An 18482-nucleotide genomic window follows, 5' to 3' on the forward strand; every position below is an offset into this window, starting at 1 on the left:
CCTATTTTATATGCAAAATGTCTATATTTTTATTTTGGCTACTAAAAATTTTACACCCATAGGTATAGCTAAAGTTTTAAAGGATAGATTTAGTATTGAAATTAGTCCTAATCAAAAATCATTTTCCAATTTTATTAGGTATTGGGTTTTTAGCGAATATTTCAAAATTAAAAACCCGCTATTTTATGTGGATGATAATAATAAGCCTTTTCTGATAAGCTCTAAAGATTTTAAATTTAGTATTAGCCATACTACAGAAACAGTAGTTATTGCAGTAGCAAATAATGATATAGGAATAGATGTTGAAAATATAAATATAAAAAGAAAATTTCTTAATGTGGCTGAACGCTATTTTAATGAAAGAGAGAGCCAAATATTAAGAGAAAGTAGTAACTTAGATAAAGATTTTTACACCCTTTGGACTCTAAAAGAAGCTCAGGTTAAAAGAAATGGACTAGGAATAGCTTATGGTTTTGCTGAGGCTAAATTTAGCAGAAATAACAGAAGTTGGCACAGTGATAATTACCCTAATGATTTTTTCTCATTTGAAAAGAATGAGGATATTTTTTCAGTTTGCAGTAAAAATATAGCAAATAAGAATATAAGCGTTTTTAATATCATAGAAGACTTTAGTTTTCAGGAGTTCAAGATAGCATAATTTTGGGATTAAGTATATTCTGTTTGTAGAGAGATCTACGACATGGTTGTTAACTTAAAAATAGATTTTTATTGGTATAAATATTGGTATAATGGTCTAGTTGATAATTCATTAGAGAACAGAAAAATCTTATGTGTGGAATAATAGGGGTTGCTGGTCCTAATCAGGTTAGTTATTTATTATTTGATGGTTTAAGTCTTTTGCAACATAGAGGTCAAGATGCTGCCGGCATTGCAACTATGGACCAAGGTCGCTTTTTTATCCGTAAAAATACAGGGTTAGTGAATGAGGTTTTTACTGATGAGAAGCTAGGGAAATCTAGAGGTAATATCGGTATAGGTCATGTCAGATATCCAACAGCGGGAAGTTTGGGAGCAGCAGATAGTCAACCTTTTTATGTTAATAACCCTCATGGGATAGTTTTTGCTCATAATGGCAACTTAACTAATGTTAAGGAGCTAGCTAAAGTATTACATGATATAGAAAGACGCCATCTTAATACAAGTTCAGATTCGGAACTTTTATTGAACTTTTTTGCTTGCGGTATGAATAAATCGCGAGGTTGTCCAACGCCTCAAGCTGTTTTTAAGGCAGCTGAATTTGTTTTCAAACATGCAAAAGGTGGTTATGCTTGTACAGCGATGATAGCTGATTTTGGTTTAATAGCATTTAGAGATCCTTATGGTATTCGTCCGTTAGTGCTTGGTGTCAAAGAGTATGATAGTGGCGAAAAAGCATATATGGTTGCTAGTGAGAGTGTTTCGCTAGATATATCAGGTTTTAAAGTAATACGTGACGTTGAACCTGGTGAGGTTATCGTTATAACTGAAGATAGAAGAATTCACTCAAAAGTTTGTGCTAAAAAGCCAGTGTTAGCACCTTGTCTATTTGAGTATGTATATTTTGCAAGACCAGATAGTATCATGAATGGTGTTAGTATTTACCAAGCAAGAGTAGACGCTGGAAAAATGTTGGGTAAGAGAATTTTAGAGGTTTGGAAAGCTAGTGATATAGACATTGTAATTCCTGTTCCTGAAACAGGACGCGCTTCAGCACAAGAAATAGCAACAGCTTTAAGTGTTGAGTATAGAGAAGGATTTGTTAAAAACAGATATGTTGGTAGAACTTTTATAATGCCAGAATCAGCTGATAGAAAAAACTACGTTAGAAGGAAATTAAATCCAATTCCAGCAGAATTCAAAGACAAAAACGTCTTGCTTGTGGATGATTCTATAGTCCGTGGTACAACGTCTAAGCGTATTATAGAGATGATTAGAGATCTAGGCGCAAAGTCTGTTTATTTAGCTTCTGTGTCACCTGCAGTATGCTACCCAAATGTTTATGGTATAGATATGCCCACTAAATCAGAGCTAATTGCTCATGGTCGATCTTTAGAGGAAATTCGCCAGTGGATAGGCGTTGATGGGCTTATATATCTACCTTTGTCGGACTTAAAAGAAGTAATTCAAAAGCAAAACTCTAGTATAGTTGAGTTTGAAGATAGTGTCTTCTCTGGGAGTTATATTACTGGTGATGTTGATGAAAGCTATTTGGATGAGCTTGAAAGTGAAAGAATTACTTTAAAAAAAGAAGCGTTAAAGTATAGAGGGTTTGATTAGATGTAGCTGTTGCAAGCTAAAATTATATGGCTCTAATTGTGTTAAAAATTTTTCCAAAATGCTTATTTACTATATGGTAAAATGCATTTTTCGAATATTTTTACTTGTGTTTCATCCATCTAATTCCAGCCTGTAACAGCCCTAGACATACAAATAAGAAATGCTAGACAGCGTTAATAAAGTATATTGAGTGTGTCAAAATAAGCTTAAGCAAACAGCTTAAAGAGTGACAATATAGTGATATGTCAAAGTATAAAAGGTATGAGTATGATTAGAATTTTCGAAGGCTTAAGTGCACTATCTCAATTTAGAAAAAATAAGCTTTTGGTAAAAGCTAAAGCTATTTCAAAAAATGTAAAATCATTAGAAGCTAAATTTCTGCATATTTTAAAACTAGAAAAACAGCTAAGTGAAAATCAGGAAGAAATTATTAAATCACTATTAAATTATAACAAAGAATATGGTGTTTCAAACCCTTGTGGTACAAAGTTTATAGTAGCTCCTAGGGTTGGGACAATCTCCCCATGGTCATCTAAAGCTACGGATATAATTCATAACACAGGTATTTTAAGTGTAAAAAGAGTTGAGAGAGCAATACTCTATGGTATAGAGGGTGATATTTCTACTCAGGAGTTAAAAGATATCCAAAACCTCTTACATGATCGCATGGTTGAAGAGGTTTTTGCTAATGAGCCTAGTTTAGAGTACCTTTTTAAAAGAGCTGAGCCTAAGCCAATAGGGTTTATTAATGTTTTAGAAAAAGGTGAGCAAGCTATTAAAGATGCCGATAAAAAGCTTGGTTTAGCATTAAGTGAACAGGAAATAAGTTATTTAGCAGGTGAATACGTCAAATTAAGTAGAAACCCTACAGATACGGAACTTTATATGTTTGCTCAAGCTAACTCAGAGCATTGCAGGCATAAAATCTTCAATGCTAAATGGACGATAGATGGTCAAGAGCAAGATAAATCATTGTTTAAAATGATTAAAAATACTACACAGAATGCATCTGAAGGGGTGCTATCAGCTTACAAGGATAATGCAGCAGTTATAGAGGGTACAACGGCTCAGAGATTTTATACAAATACAGAGACAGGTATATATGGTTTTAATCAAGAAGAAGTAGATATCTTGATGAAGGTAGAAACTCATAATCACCCTACAGCTATTGCGCCATTTAGTGGTTCGGCAACTGGTGTTGGTGGTGAGATACGTGATGAGGGTGCAACTGGTCTTGGAGCAAAACCAAAAGCAGGTTTAACTGGTTTTTGCGTTTCAAACCTTAATATACTTAATTTTGAGCAACCTTGGGAAGCTATTAAATACGGCAAACCAGAGCATATAGTTACACCATTACAAATCATGCTAGAAGCACCTATTGGGGGGGCTCATTATTCAAATGAATTTGGCCGTCCAAATTTATGTGGTTACTTTCGTACTTATGAGCAGTTAGTAAATACTTCAAGTGGTAAAGAGATGTTTGGTTACCATAAGCCAATTATGATTGCTGGTGGTATGGGTAATATTAAAAGAATGCACGTTGAGAAAGGCGATATCAAAGTGGGGGCTAAGCTAATTTGTCTTGGTGGTCCTGCTATGCGTATAGGTCTGGGAGGGGGAGCTGCCTCTTCCGTGGTATCCTCTGATGCTAATTCTGAGTTAGATTTTGCTTCTGTTCAACGTGATAATGCTGAAATGGAACGTCGTTGCCAAGAGGTGATTGATAAGTGTTGGCAAATGGGTGAAAAAAATCCTATTACCTTTATCCATGATGTTGGTGCTGGTGGGATTTCAAATGCCTTTCCAGAGCTTGTAAAAGATGGTAACGTTGGTGGTCATTTTGAGCTAAGGAAAGTTTTGGTTGGTGAAGAAGGTTTATCACCCTTAGAAATTTGGTCAAATGAATCTCAAGAAAGGTATGTATTATCAGTTGACCCACAAAACTTGGAATTTTTTGAAAATTTATGTAAGCGTGAAAGGTGTCCATTTGCTATTGTTGGTGAAGCTATTTCAGAAAAGCATATTACGCTAAATGATGAGTATTTTGATAATAAGCCTGTTGATTTACCAATGGGATTGCTATTTGGTAATACACCGCAAATGCATATTGGTGTTAAAACTGTCAAAGTTGAGCAAGATGCTTTTGATGCAAGTGTTATTAAGCTTGATGAAGCAATTGAGAGGGTATTAAAAGTACCAGCAGTAGCTTCTAAATCTTTCCTTATCACAATTGGTGATAGAAGTATTACCGGTATGGTGGCACGTGACCAAATGGTTGGACCATGGCAAGTGCCAGTTGCAGATTGTGCAGTTACTACAGCAACTGTAGATAGTCAAACAGGTGAAGCTATGGCAATGGGCGAGAGGACACCAGTAGGTATGATAAATGCTGCTGCTTCAGGTAGGTTAGCAATTGCAGAGACTGTGACAAACCTATTAGCAGCTGATATTAAAAAGCTAAGTGATATTCGTCTCTCAGCAAACTGGATGGTTGCTGCAAATCAAGGCGATGAAAATCAAAAACTATATGAAACTGTTAAAGCAGTTGGTATGGAATTTGCTCCAGAGCTTGGTATTGCAATACCAGTCGGTAAAGATTCAATGTCGATGAAAACTAAATGGTCTGACAATGGCAAAGAAAAATCTGTAACATCACCACTATCATTAGTAATCTCAGGTTTTTCACCAGTAGCTAATGCACGTAAAACTCTTACTCCAGTTTTAGCTCATGACAATGATACAAACTTATTACATATCGATTTATCAAATGGTGCAGGTAGGCTTGGTGCTTCATGTTTAGCGCAAGCTTATAACCAAGTTGGTAATATTGCCCCTGATGTTGAGGCTTCTAAGCTAAAAGTTTTATTTGAAAATATTTCTAAGCTAAAAGCTGAAAACAAAATCTTAGCATACCATGATGTATCTGATGGTGGTGTGTTTGTTACGTTAGCAGAGATGTCCTTTGCTGGACGTAAAGGCTTAGATATCAAGCTACAAGCCCAAAAAACAACCGTCATTCCGGACTCCGATCCGGAATCTCAATCGGTTATGCTTGGGAATGACTCAATACTAGCTAAACTTTTTGCTGAAGAGGTTGGTGTTGTAATCCAAGTGAAAAATAGTGATGTAGCACTAGTTGAAGAGTTATTTAAAGGTTCTCAAATTCACCTGTGTGCAATAGCTAAGTTAAATTCTAGTGACGAGATAAACATTTTTGCAAATGATGAAAAAATATACTCAAATACGCGTATAAACCTACAAAAATGGTGGGCAGAAACTTCTTACAATATTCAGTCACTTCGTGATAACAGTGAGTGTGCAAAGCAGGAATTTGATAGTATTCTAAATACTGATGATAAAGGTATCCATGTTGAGGTTACTTTTGATCTTGAAGAAGATATCACAGCTAAGTTTATTAATATTGAGAAGCCAAAAGTTGCAATCTTAAGGGAGCAAGGTGTCAACGGTCATGTTGAAATGGCGGCAGCATTTACTACAGCTGGCTTTGAGACACATGATGTGCATATGTCAGATTTACATGCTAGTAGAGTAACACTTGATGATTTTAAAGTTTTAGTCGCTTGTGGTGGTTTCTCATATGGTGATGTTTTAGGTGCTGGCGGTGGCTGGGCAAAAAATATCCTCTTTACAGAAAAGTTAAGAGACGAATTTAGTAGGTTCTTTGGCAGAGATGACACTTTAGCTCTAGGCGTATGTAATGGTTGCCAAATGTTAGCACAATTAAAATCTTTAATCCCTGGTGCTGAAAATTGGCCGATATTTATCAAAAACAAATCTGAGCAGTTTGAAGCAAGAACTTCTATGGTTGAGATCCGAGAGTCAGATTCTATTTGGCTTGCTGGCATGACAGGCACAAAAGCACCAATAGCTGTAGCTCATGGCGAGGGTCGTCCACTTTTTGAAAATGATTCACAACAAAAAGCTTTATTAGCAAGCTCACAAGTAGCTCTTAAGTATATCGATGGGCAAGGTAAAGCTACAGAAGTGTATCCATACAATCCAAATGGTGCAATAGATGGCTTAACAGCTGTAACAGCTCTAGATGGTCGAGTCCTTGCAATGATGCCACATCCGGAGCGTGTTTATAGAGCTATTACAAATTCATATATTCCAGCAGAGTATGACGAATATTCTGTATGGATGAGAATGTTTAGAAATGCTAGGACATGGGTTGGGTAGATTAGTTCTAAATTACCTCGCCAGTCTGCGACTTCCATCTCTGCAAAAATTGCAGAAGAATAAGTGAACTTAAATTTTTAGAATAAATTTTAAAAATAGGAGCAAGAAATGATAAAAAGATATAATGTAGCAGAAATCTCAAAGATTTGGGCAGATGAAAATAAATATGCTAAAATGCTTGAGGTTGAGTTGGCTATATTAGAAGCTTTAGAAGATAAAATGGTACCAAAAGGTACAGCTGCTGAAATTAGAGCTAAAGCAGTAATTAGACCAGAAAGAGTTGATGAAATTGAAAAAGTAACAAAGCACGACATCATAGCATTCTGTACTTCTATCGCGGAGCAGTTTACAGCGGAAACAGGTAAATTTTTTCATTTCGGTGTGACATCATCAGATATTATTGATTCAGCTCTTAGTTTACAAATTCGTGAGTCTATGGAGTACGTTGTTAAGGATCTAGAAGCTCTTGGTGATTCATTACTTATAAAAGCTCAAGAGACAAAAGATATCATTACTATGGGTAGAAGTCATGGTATGTTTGCAGAACCCATGAGTTTTGGTCAGAAGTTTTTAGGTGCTTATGTTGAATTTAAACGTAGATTGAAAGATCTAAAAGATTTCCAAAAAAATGGTCTTACAGTACAGTTCTCAGGGGCTGTTGGTAACTATTGTATTTTAACTACAGAAGATGAGAAAAAAGCAGCTGATATATTAGGCTTGCCAGTCGAGGAAGTTTCTACACAAGTTATTCCTAGAGATAGAATCGCTAAATTAATATCAATTCATGGTCTTATAGCTTCCGCTATTGAGAGACTAGCTGTTGAGATTAGACACTTGCACAGAAGTGATGTTTTTGAAGTTTATGAAGGCTTTGCAAAAGGGCAAAAAGGTTCTTCTACTATGCCTCATAAGAAAAACCCAATTTCTACAGAAAACTTAACAGGTATGGCGAGAATGCTTAGATCACATGTATCTATTGCTTTAGAGAATTGTGTATTATGGCATGAGAGAGATATTTCTCACTCTTCAGCGGAACGTTTTTACCTGCCTGATAATTTTGGCATTATGGTTTATGCACTGCGTAGAATGAAAAATACTATAGATAACCTTGTAGTACAAAAGGATATTATTGAAGATAGGGTAAGAAGCACAAGAGCATATTTATCGAGCTTTTATCTCCACTTCTTGGTTGCAAATACTCCATTTATGCGTGAAGATTGCTACAAGATCGTACAGCAAGTAGCGTTTGATCTAAAATCAGGTGAATCTTTCTCTAAAGACCTACAAAAAGTTATGCAAGATGAGCATAATATTACTATTGATGTTCCAGAGATGGATTTTGAAGGTATTAAAAAGACGTACCTAAAAGAAATAGATCACGTATTTGAGAGGTCTGTAAAAGCCTAATCTAAATTTCTATCTTTACTTGGATTAGTTTTATACAAGTGGACTTTAAAAAAATCTAGCTTATACTAAGTTAGTATAAGTGTTTATAATATTTTTTATCTTTTTTATCGTGCTATATAGACAAATAAAATATGTACTTAATACACCAAGACAAACTGTATATATACTGGTTATATATAGTTTATTGTTAGGGTTTCTTTCTCTTGCAGTCCCTATATCTGTACAAACTCTAGTAAATTTGGTTGGTGTTAGTTTGTCTATTAGACCTGTAATTTCATTGATAACAATTTTATTTATCTTACTTACAACCTCTTTTTTTGTAAGAATTTTTCAGTTAAAGCTAGTAGAAGACCTTCAAAGAAAGGTATTTGTGAATACACTATTTAGAATAATTTCTTGCATTTATAAAGTTGATTTCAACGATTTGATGAAAATAAATGTAAGAGAGAAACTAAATAGAATATTTGAGCTTAAATTCTTACAAAAATCTATAGCAGTTATTTTTATAATCTTATTGGACATTTTCCTTCAAACACTATTTTGTGTAATTATTTTGGCTTTTTATCATCCAATGTTTTTAGTTTTTGATATTTTGCTTGTGTTATGTATAGTTTCAGCAATATTTTTGCCAATGAAGGCTGGTTATGAAGCAGGGCTTTCTGAGTCTACAGCAGTTTATAATGTAGTGGAATGGTTTGAGGAAAAAACAGCAGAGTTTTTATCTTTTAGACAAAGACCGATTGAAAGATCTATCCAAAAAATTGATACGAAATTATGTGATTATTTGGATTCTAGGTCAAAGTTTTTTAGCGTGATACTTAGACAGCATATATATATAGGGTTGACTTACATATTTATTAATATTTTGTTGCTTGGTATAGGAAGCTATCTTATTATAAATGGGCAGTTATCAATAGGCCAGCTTATAGCAGCTGAGTTGTTGGTTAATATTATGCTTTTAGGACTCCTTAAGTTTAGCCAGTATCTTTATGATTGTTATGGGTTTTTAGTTGGTGTTAGAAAGGTCTTAGATTTGTTAGAAATAGCTAAAAAAGAAGAGATACCACAAGAACATCAAGTAGCAGTTTTAGCAGGTAAGGTTACAGACGTTGAAATTAAACTAAATGATCATAACTATTTCTTAGATTTTAAAAGTAATGTTATTAATACCTTGTCACTACCTACAGTAAAGGTGCAGACTCTTTTAAATAGTTTTTTTGATGATACAGCTAAAGAGGTTATCAAAATAGATAAAGTCTGTATTAGAAACTATAAAAAGGAGCAATTAGGTGAATTTTTACATATTGCTAGTGGTGTTGAAGTTGTTTCAGGGACAGTTTTAGACAATTTATGTGAGTCTGGTTATTCTCAAGCTAAATTAAGGTATTTAAGTGAATTATTGGAAATTTTTGACATAAGTTTTCTTGAGCAGTATTTTGAGCAAAAAATAGATTCCCAGATAGTGAAATATAACCTTGAGTTTGACACTCTGGTGTTACTAAAGGTAAATATCATAAGAGCAATTTTAAAACAACCAAAGCTTTTGATATTGATTGATTCATATGGTTTAACTAATAGGTGTAAGGATAAAACGATAGTGCAAATTCTTGAAAACCTTATGATTCCTACCTTAATCATATCTATAGAGTAAAAAAGGTGTTCTTTATGCAATTAGAATCAAGCAAAATGCTAAAAAGAGATCCTAGCTTAAAGAGAGTAATATTTTTAGTTCTATTATGTATTTTTGGGACAGTCATCATTTTAGCTATGATACCTTGGCAACAAACAGTCGATGGCTATGGTGAGGTAACAACACGTTCACCATCTGATAGGCAACAAAATATTTCAGCACCAATCGGTGGTAGGCTGGGAAGATGGTATGTGGTTGAAGGAGATATGGTTAAGAAAGGAGAACCTATTGTAGAGGTTTTAGATTTAGACCCTGAGGTAGTATTTAGACTTGAAGAAGAAAAAGAAGCTATAGAGTTAGGTATCAAATCAATTAAGCTTGCTATTGAGAATACTAAGAAAAATATAAAAAGACATGAATATTTAGTTGAAAAAGGCGCCAGTACACAGAGGATATATGAGCAAGCTCAAATGGAGATGGTTAATTATACTAAAGATCTTGCTAATGCTAACGTTGACTTGGCAAAAATTAAGGTTCAAATTGCTAGACAAAAAAGCCGCCTTGTTGTGGCACCGGCGGATGGGGTAATCGTTGACCGTATGCATGGGCTTGGAGGGGTTATAGTCAAAGAAACTGATACTTTAGCAACTATTGTCCCGGAGAGTACCTCAAGAATTGTTCAACTATGGGTAAACAGCATGGATATTCCACTTATCAGTATTGGTAATAAGGTTATGCTGCAGTTTGAGGGGTGGCCAGCTATACAGTTTAGTGGTTGGCCTCAGGTTGCTATAGGGACTTTTGAAGGAGAAGTTATCTTTATATCCCCACAAGATAACTTTCGCGGTCAGTTTAAAGTTTTCATAAAACAAAGTGGAAAACGAGATTGGCCATCACCAAAGGTTTTGCGTTTAGGGACAAAAGTGCACGGTTGGGTTTTATTAGGAGATGTTAGTCTTGGTTATGAACTATGGCGTAGATATAACGGTTTTCCTATAAATCTTAATAGTAGTGAGTTACATGTTAATATGCACGAGGAGCAAGAGATTAAAAAAGTAAATAAAGCGATAACTAGTTACATTTAGGTTAATTTGTAGGTTTAGACTGATTTTAAGCTAATAATCTTTTTTTATACTTTGTAGTACACTATAATTTTACAAGTAGTTTTATTTTTAAGAAATTATAAGGTGTTTTGTATGGATAAAAACATAGTCAAGCATGTAGCTAAGCTATCTAATTTCAAGTTAGATGAGCAGCAGTTAGAGCAATACACAAAAGATCTTACAAATATCTGTGAGATTTTAGATACAGTTAAAGATTTTGACGCTAAGGGAGTTCAACCAATGATATCTCCTATAGAGAAGGATTTTAAATTTCGTGAAGACGTGCCACAAGATCAAGATAATAGAGTAAGTTTTAAAGAATTCGCTTGCGAAGTTGTAGATGATTATTTTATGGTGCCACAAGTTGTTAAGTAGGTAAGTAATGTCATACATTAAAAAGTTAAGAAGCAAATTAGATAGTAAAGAAATAAGCTCAGTAGAGTTAGCTAAATATTACTTAGCTAAGATAAAAGCTCGTGACAAAGATATAAATTCAATTATAACACTATGCGAAAATAAGGCCTTAGAAGAAGCTCAAGAGGCTGATAGTGCAATATCTAGAGGCGAGCAAAAACTACTTACGGGTATCCCAATATTACACAAGGATCTTTTTTGTACCAAAGGTATCAAAACTACAGCAGCTTCAAAGATGTTAAGTAACTTTATATCTCCTTATGATTCTACAGTTACTAAAAAATGTAAAGACCAAGGGATGGTAACTTTAGGCAAACTTAATATGGATGAGTTTGCTATGGGTTCAGCAAACGAGTATAGTTATTATGGTAATGTAAGTAATCCTTGGGATTTAGATCGAGTTCCTGGCGGCTCATCAGGTGGATCAGCGGCAGCTGTTGCTGCAGGATTTGCTCCTGTTAGTACTGGTTCTGATACGGGTGGGTCTGTCAGGCAACCAGCAAGTTTTTGTGGGCTAACAGCTATGAAACCTACTTACGGAAGTACTTCAAGGTTTGGCATGGTAGCTTTTTCATCTTCTTTTGATCAAGCTGGTATATTTGGTCATTATGCTGAAGATGTTGCTATTATGTTAGATACTATTTCTGGAGATTGTGAGTTTGACTCTACGTGTGTAGGTGTTCCAGAAAATCATTTTACTAAAGATTTAGAACAAGATGTTGCTGGTAAGATAATCGGAGTCGATGAAAGTCTATTGGAAGGTCTTGCTGGTGAATTTCAGTTTGCCATACAAAGCTCTATAAATAATTTTAGAAAAATGGGTGTCGAAATTAGAACAATCAAAGTACCGAGTTTAAAAGAGGCCTTATCAACGTATTATATTATTACCCCAGCAGAAGCTGCGGCGAACTTAGCTAGATATGATGGGGTAAGATATGGCTACCGGAATGACAAAGCTAGAGATTTGGAAGAATTATATAAGCTATCAAGAACAGAAGGTTTTGGTCAAGAGGTAAAGCGTAGGATTATGATAGGTAATTATGTGTTGGCTTCTAGTCAATATGATTCTTATTATAACAAGGCTCAGCAATTACGTAGAATAATGACAAAGCAGATGAATGAAATATTTTCTAAAGTTGATGCTATCTTTATGCCAACATCACCATCAGAAGCTTTTAAAAAAGGCGAAAAGTTAGACCCTGTAGCAGCTTATTTGTCAGATATTTATACTATTCCAGCAAATATTTCTGGTTTGCCAGCTATTTCATTTCCTATAGGATTTGTTAATAAGTTACCAATAGGTGGTCAGCTTATAGGGAGAGCTTTTAATGATGGTGTGTTGACGCAGTTAGTAACACAGTATCAAAAGCAAACTGATATTGATGACTTTATTTTAGAACAAGCGAGGGTTTAATTGTGAATTGGGAAATGGTAATAGGGCTAGAAGTCCATATTCAATTAAATACTAAATCTAAGCTATTTTCATCATCTGCAACAAAATATGGGCAGCATCAAAATTCACAAGCTTCATTTTTAGATTTAGGATTGCCAGGAACTTTACCTGTGGTTAATAAAGAAGCTATTCGTAAAGCGATAATTTTTGGTTTAGCAGTTGATGCAAAGATTTCAAAAGATAGCTTTTTTGCGCGTAAAAATTATTTTTATCCGGATCTTCCAAAAGGCTATCAGATTAGCCAATCTAATAATCCTATAGTGCAAGATGGCAAACTTGATATTCAAACATCAAAAGGTGACAAAGTTATCCGTATAGAAAGAGCTCATATTGAAGAGGATGCCGGTAAATCTATCCATGGTTATGTAGCCGGTGAAACGGGACTAGATTATAATCGTGCAGGTACACCTCTTTTAGAAATAGTAACGTATCCGGATTTTAGGTCAGCTGAAGAGGTTGTAGTATATCTAAAAAAATTACATCAATTGGTTAAGCATTTGAATATCTGTGACGGTAATATGCAGGAAGGATCATTTAGATGTGATGTTAACCTTTCTATTAGACCACAAGGTCAAGCAGAATTTGGTACTCGAGCAGAGTTAAAAAACATAAACTCCTTTAGATTTATAGATAAAGCTATTGAGTATGAATATGCTCGTCAGGTGGCGGTATTGGAGTCAGGCGGGCTAGTTATCCAAGAGACTAGACTTTATGATGCTGACGCTAATGAAACTCGCTCTATGCGTGCAAAAGAAGATGCTTTTGATTATCGTTATTTTCCAGATCCTGATTTATTACCACTAAAGATAACAGATGAGTATATCGAAGAAATAAAAAGCCAGATGCCTTTAAAACCAGAGCAGCGTGAAGAATTGTACCGTAAGCATCTGGGTGATCAGGAGGTTGAGTTTTTGCTTTCTAATTTAGAGTTAGCAGACTATTATGATCAACTTGTTAAAAAGTTTGACTATAAACTAGCGTATAATTGGCTGACTGTTGATCTGATATCTACATTAAATAGGCTGGAGAAAGAGTTTGATGCAGATATTTTGCCTCCAGATGTTCTAAGTCAAATCATAGAATCTGTACAGAAAGATATTATTTCCCAAAAATCAGCTAGACAGGTAATGTTCAGTTACGTTGAGAATCCTAAGGATATAGATAAAATAATAGAAGAGCTTGGGTTAAAACAAGTTTCAGATGAGGGAGCTCTTCGTAAATTAGTGCAGGATATAATCAAAGCAAACCCAGAGCAAGCTACTGATTTTAAAGCTGGTAAAACCAAACTTATGAGTTTTTTTATTGGTCTGGCCATGAAAGCTAGTAAAGGCAAGGCAAATCCTAAGCAAGTAAACCAAATTGTTCAAGAAGAATTAAATAAATAGGTGAAATCTGTGAATACGAATAAATTTTATTATGACCTTATGAAGCTTAATATTTTAAGTAGCAGCTATGTTGAAGATAGTTATAAAGTAGCTTGGGAAGGAAACGTTTACCCTCTTTTTCATGATAGTAAGTATGAGTTTCATTATGAAGTGACTAAATTTTTTGATAGAGTTGATGAAAAAACTATGGATAAGTTATGCTCTTTTTTAGATGACTATGTTGATGAGAAGGCAGATTTTACAAATTTCGAACAAATGGTTGAGAAGATTGTTGGAAAAGGTAATGTCTATTATGTTCTACATTATATTTTTCAGTCTGGTCAATACAAAGCTCTTTTAGATAATTTACAACTTAATAAATTCCATTTTAGTCAACATTTTATCGATCGTTTTGAGGTTAAGGGTTACTGGAAGATGTGAGGTTTTTATAGATAGAGGAACTTAAAAGTATAACTTTACTAAGTTTGTAGTAAAGCAAGGTCCAGTCGCTGTGAATTTATAAAGTTAGATCAAAAGTTTCCATAACTAGTTCCTAAATATTTACAATCAATTTTTATAATTACTTTTTTATAAGTACTTCGGTGTTATAGGCTATTTAATTTTGGCGTTGTCGCAACTATCAAAAATCCTTACGTCTTATCAAATTTAATAAGCTCTATTAACTATAAGTACTAGTTTTAGAGTCATAGTTTAGGGTCTTACGGTCGTTTGTAGCTTAGTTTCTTTAAAAAGAAATAAGCTATTAAAAAACCTGGGATAGAAATAGCTCCACCTAACGTGAAAAGCATGCTATAACCTATATTTGCAGCTAAGAAGCCACTTACAGACATTCCTAATATATATATCAGAAGTTCAAAACAAATTAAGATCGTAAAGTCTGTTCCAGCTTGGTTTTTTGAGCTAAATTTCATGAATATAGTATATAGAACTATCATCTCCATAAGGCGTGAAGCCATATTCAGTAAGACTATACTAAATATTATTGTAGAGTTGTCGATTCCACTAAAGCCAATAAAACCAAGAGAAAAATAGCAAAAACCGCGTATTATAGCTAATAAAGTTAATAATGCTGTTTCCTTATAAAACTTAAATAGATAGCTAATTATAGCAGCACCAAAGATTCCTATAATAGCGCTACCAGTTCCCATTACCATACCTATTGTGCTCAAAGGAATATGAGAATCTACCAAAAAAGCTGATTGCATACCCATTACCAGTCCTTCACAGGCTCTGTAGCTTAGGCAAATTATCAAAAGAGTTCTCGTTTCTTGTCTTTTAAAAAAAGATTTTATAGATGGTATACTATGTTGATATTGGACATTTTCATTTTTCTCTTTGATAAAGAACATATATAAGCAAATGCCAATGCTTAGAATAGCTAAATATAAAGTTATCTCATGCCAACCAAGTATATTATATAAAGCAATTAAAGCAGCACCTCCTACCGTACTACCTAAGGTTGTGCCGATTACTCTATAAAAATTACTCCATTGTAAGTTTTTAGCTTTAGTTTGCTCTATTGAGAATCCATCAACAGCAATATCTTGAGTTGCTGCAATAGTAGATAGTACAAAAGCAAATAAAAAAATGTAGTTTGTATAATCTTTAGGATTATAAATGAAAAATATTAGAAATAGTAATATAGTAAAAAATTGCATTGTTAAAAACCAACTTTTTCTTCTACCTATTTTATGTATGTATTTTCTATCTACAAATGGAGCCCATAAAAACTTTATAACCCATGGTAATAATAAAATACTGAAAAGCCCAATTTTTTCTAAAGAAACTCCTTCAGACCTTAAAATGGTAGGTAACCCAAAAGTACAAAAATATAAAGAAACAGCTTGAGCTAGGTATAATACTATAAGATCAAAACTTTGTTTTTTCATATTAAGTTACCCTCTTCAAGTATTTGATAAGCTTTTTCTTTTGCAGAAGAGATATCTTTGACTGCTATACAATTAAAAGGCATGCCTTTATCCATAGCGGGAGTATTGATCTTTTTTATCATAATAGGGTCTTGAGTAACTCTAATCATACCAAGGCACCATTTGGCAAGTTCTGGTTTTGCTTGTTTAAACCATTTTGCTTGCTTTATTCTAGCTTTATGTTCAAACTGATAGTTTTCAGAGAAAGTGCTGATTATCAAGAACTTTTGTTGCCTTTTAAGAATTTCATTACAAGTATCAAGCCAATCAAGAGCATCATTATAAGTTGGGTAGCTACCAAAATGCATATTTATAATGGGCCATGTTGTTGTATCACACTCAATCATAATTCTTCCCCAACATTAAAAGAGTCCTTTGAGCAAGTAAATAAATAAGCTTGTTTTTCTGGTAGGTTTATTTGGCCTTGGTTCTTATAGCCTATTTTAGGTGCTATTTTCTGAAATGGTATAACTCTAACATCAGGTTCAAAAACCACCTTATCAGCGCCTAATTCAGAAAAGCAATATTTACTAAGAGCTTCAACAAGTAGCTTTGAATATCCTCTGCCAATAGCATCTTCAGGACCTATTAAAAGATGCCAACCATAGTCATTATCATTAGCAGGAAAATACCCAGCAATACGATCTTTTTTAGCATTGTAAATTTCTGCATATGCAATCTCTCTACCATCTATTGACAAGATAAATAGATTTTGATTAGCGTTTGATAACATGTTACAAAAATGTTTCTTTAGGTGTTCTTTAGGCTTATTAAGGTTCCAAAATTTTGCTACATGGGGCTTGTTCATCCATTTATGAATAGTGTCTAAGTCTTTCTCAAGGCAAAAATGTCTAAATGATATTTTGTTGTGCTGGAACTCTTGAGTATTTATTTCTTTAAAACGTTTACCCAGGTAAAGAGGATTTTCAAGTTGACCTGTCGAAATAACTTTAGGTCTAGAAGAATAATCACCATATCCAACCTCAAATATTCTTAATCTATTTAGGCAAAGTTTCTCAAAGCTTTTTTTATATAAATTAAAACGTTTAAAACGAGATTCTAAATCTGGGTTAATGGTTTGGTAGCGCTCAACACATTCATGTAGTTTTTGGTAGAAATATAATTCTGGAAAGTTAAGCTTGTCAGCAAGTATTGATGATATGTATCTGTAATGAACTACAAAGAGACCAGTATGAATAAATTGCAGTAAATAGTCATCATCTACTTGAGGGATAGCATCTTTTACTTCTTGTGGTAATGTAGCTAATTCTTCAACTGGATTTTTACATATATTAATATCGTCAACAAAATCTTTCATAGCCAGACCAACAGGAAGATTATTTTCAATAATCAATATACTATTCTCGCCATGTGGTGAAAACACCATGCCATATTTATATAAAAAATGAAGCAAAGCAGGGACAGTATTTTCAAAAAACATCTCTAACCACTGATTTACATTAAGAGAAGACTCTTTTATCATTTCACATAGTACACTTTTACCATCAGAGTCAACGTGGGTTAAAGCTGCCATAGTTATAGCTTTTTCATTATTTTTAAGCCTAGAGTGAATGCTTTCTCGCCATATTGCTCCTAGTTGCTCAGTAAAGTAGTAAGGAGATTCTGATATATCTGAGTAATAAGGATGCTTGCAGTATGCACTTGCCAACTCTCCTAATAAAATAAAGTTACACGTAGATAGAAAGTTATCTTCTTTGGCTATCGTTTTAACCCATTCTGTAAGCATCGGAGCATTGATGGTTTGGTTTTTAGGTAATCCTCTATAAACAGCTGTGTTTAGTAGACTAAGAGGAAGCTTGATACTGTATTTTTCTGGGTGAGATATGTTTGAAAGAGTCCTTATAGATTGCATAGCTAAATGTTGATCTTTAGATTTGCCCATAAATATGATTTCACCATCAGCTATGTATTTGGTAAATTGTTGTTTTAGGACATTTTCCCATTGCCACGGATGAACTGGTAGAATAAAGTAATCATCAGGATTTTTATTATTTGTCATAATGGTTTTATTAAAACTTTCTAAAATATCGGGGTGTATCTCTTTTTGCGTTATTTTTGAATAGCTTAGATTTGAGATACTTGAGAAAGTTATTAGATCTTTATTTACCGCAATCCACGATAAATTTATTATTTTTTGCATCTCTGGAGCATAATTGGCATGATCAGAAGAATTAAAACCAATGCGACCTTTGTTAATAACAAACCAAGGATGTCCTGTCATATTACCTTCTATATAAGCATAAGGGAGCTTATAAATCTCACTAGCAGAGACCTTATCTTTTTGTAAGATAGCAATATCTGCATATATAGTATTATTTAATTCTTTTATAAAATGAGCAGTTGTTATAGGATTGATTTTAGTTATAGGTAAAGTATCTATAATAAACCTTATAGCATCGTCGACAACTTCTGAATAGTCATTTTCGTGTCTTATGGTAGAGTCTTGGTGAACGATCAAATTACCATAAATTCTTTTAGTAGCTTTAAATTTATAATATATAGCTGATGTTATTTTTATGGTATAGACCTCTTGATTAGCATCGTTTTGAACTGGAGTAAAAACTCCTTCATAACTAAATTCAGAAATTATTTTTTCTAGAAGTCGTGTGCTTGCTAATTTATAGTAATTCATTTTAGTATTCATAGTAATTATCTCCTAATTTT

The 18482-nt window shown here is 33.8% G+C and carries 13 protein-coding genes; 10 read left to right on the top strand and 3 right to left on the bottom strand.

What is annotated here, in order from left to right; all coding sequences use genetic code 11:
* Window positions 1-10 precede the first annotated feature (10 nt).
* From SD28_RS01805 to SD28_RS01850, 10 genes are all read left to right on the top strand, one after another.
* Window positions 11-658, top strand: coding sequence for a 4'-phosphopantetheinyl transferase family protein (locus tag SD28_RS01805; RefSeq protein WP_039123445.1), 648 nt, complete (start codon window positions 11-13; stop codon window positions 656-658).
* A 131-nt stretch (window positions 659-789) separates the two neighbouring features.
* Window positions 790-2277 carry an amidophosphoribosyltransferase gene (purF, locus tag SD28_RS01810; RefSeq protein ID WP_039123446.1) on the top strand — a complete coding sequence of 496 codons (1488 nt, stop codon included), beginning with the start codon at window positions 790-792 and terminating at the stop codon, window positions 2275-2277.
* Window positions 2278-2544: 267 nt separating this feature from the next.
* Complete coding sequence (purL, locus tag SD28_RS01815; protein ID WP_039123447.1) at window positions 2545-6477, top strand: phosphoribosylformylglycinamidine synthase; 3933 nt, start codon at window positions 2545-2547, stop codon at window positions 6475-6477.
* Between the two features lie 108 nt (window positions 6478-6585).
* Entirely contained in the window at window positions 6586-7884 is a 1299-nt protein-coding gene (gene purB / locus SD28_RS01820; protein WP_039123448.1) for an adenylosuccinate lyase, read from the top strand.
* A gap of 109 nt (window positions 7885-7993) precedes the next feature.
* Complete coding sequence (locus tag SD28_RS01825; protein ID WP_039125707.1) at window positions 7994-9535, top strand: ATP-binding cassette domain-containing protein; 1542 nt, start codon at window positions 7994-7996, stop codon at window positions 9533-9535.
* Window positions 9536-9549: 14 nt separating this feature from the next.
* A complete protein-coding gene (locus SD28_RS01830; protein WP_039123449.1) occupies window positions 9550-10599 on the top strand; it encodes an HlyD family secretion protein in 1050 nt (349 codons plus the stop codon).
* Between the two features lie 111 nt (window positions 10600-10710).
* Window positions 10711-10992, top strand: a complete 282-nt coding sequence (gene gatC, locus SD28_RS01835) for an Asp-tRNA(Asn)/Glu-tRNA(Gln) amidotransferase subunit GatC (protein WP_039123450.1) — start codon at window positions 10711-10713, stop codon at window positions 10990-10992.
* Between the two features lie 7 nt (window positions 10993-10999).
* Complete coding sequence (gene gatA, locus SD28_RS01840; RefSeq protein ID WP_039123451.1) at window positions 11000-12445, top strand: Asp-tRNA(Asn)/Glu-tRNA(Gln) amidotransferase subunit GatA; 1446 nt, start codon at window positions 11000-11002, stop codon at window positions 12443-12445.
* A 2-nt stretch (window positions 12446-12447) separates the two neighbouring features.
* Window positions 12448-13869, top strand: a complete 1422-nt coding sequence (gene gatB, locus SD28_RS01845; protein ID WP_039123452.1) for an Asp-tRNA(Asn)/Glu-tRNA(Gln) amidotransferase subunit GatB — start codon at window positions 12448-12450, stop codon at window positions 13867-13869.
* 9 nt (window positions 13870-13878) lie between these two features.
* Window positions 13879-14289: a hypothetical protein gene (locus SD28_RS01850; RefSeq protein WP_039123453.1), complete on the top strand. Its 411-nt coding sequence runs from the start codon at window positions 13879-13881 to the stop codon at window positions 14287-14289.
* A 278-nt stretch (window positions 14290-14567) separates the two neighbouring features.
* Here the strand turns inward: SD28_RS01850 and SD28_RS01855 are convergent, their stop codons facing one another.
* From SD28_RS01855 to SD28_RS01865, 3 genes are read right to left on the bottom strand one after another with little or no spacing between them, the layout of a single operon-like run.
* The gene (locus SD28_RS01855; protein WP_039123454.1) at window positions 14568-15758 is read right to left on the bottom strand and encodes an MFS transporter; all 1191 of its coding nucleotides are present in this window, start codon (window positions 15756-15758) and stop codon (window positions 14568-14570) included.
* Complete coding sequence (locus SD28_RS01860; RefSeq protein ID WP_039123455.1) at window positions 15755-16144, bottom strand: hypothetical protein; 390 nt, start codon at window positions 16142-16144, stop codon at window positions 15755-15757. Before SD28_RS01860 ends, SD28_RS01855 begins: the two co-directional genes overlap by 4 nt.
* A complete protein-coding gene (locus SD28_RS01865; RefSeq protein ID WP_039123456.1) occupies window positions 16141-18462 on the bottom strand; it encodes a GNAT family N-acetyltransferase in 2322 nt (773 codons plus the stop codon). The genes SD28_RS01860 and SD28_RS01865 overlap by 4 nt, the downstream gene beginning before the upstream one ends.
* Between the last annotated feature and the right edge of the window lie 20 nt (window positions 18463-18482).

The organism is Allofrancisella guangzhouensis, assembly GCF_000815225.1.
Taxonomy (GTDB): Bacteria; Pseudomonadota; Gammaproteobacteria; order Francisellales; family Francisellaceae; genus Francisella; species Francisella guangzhouensis.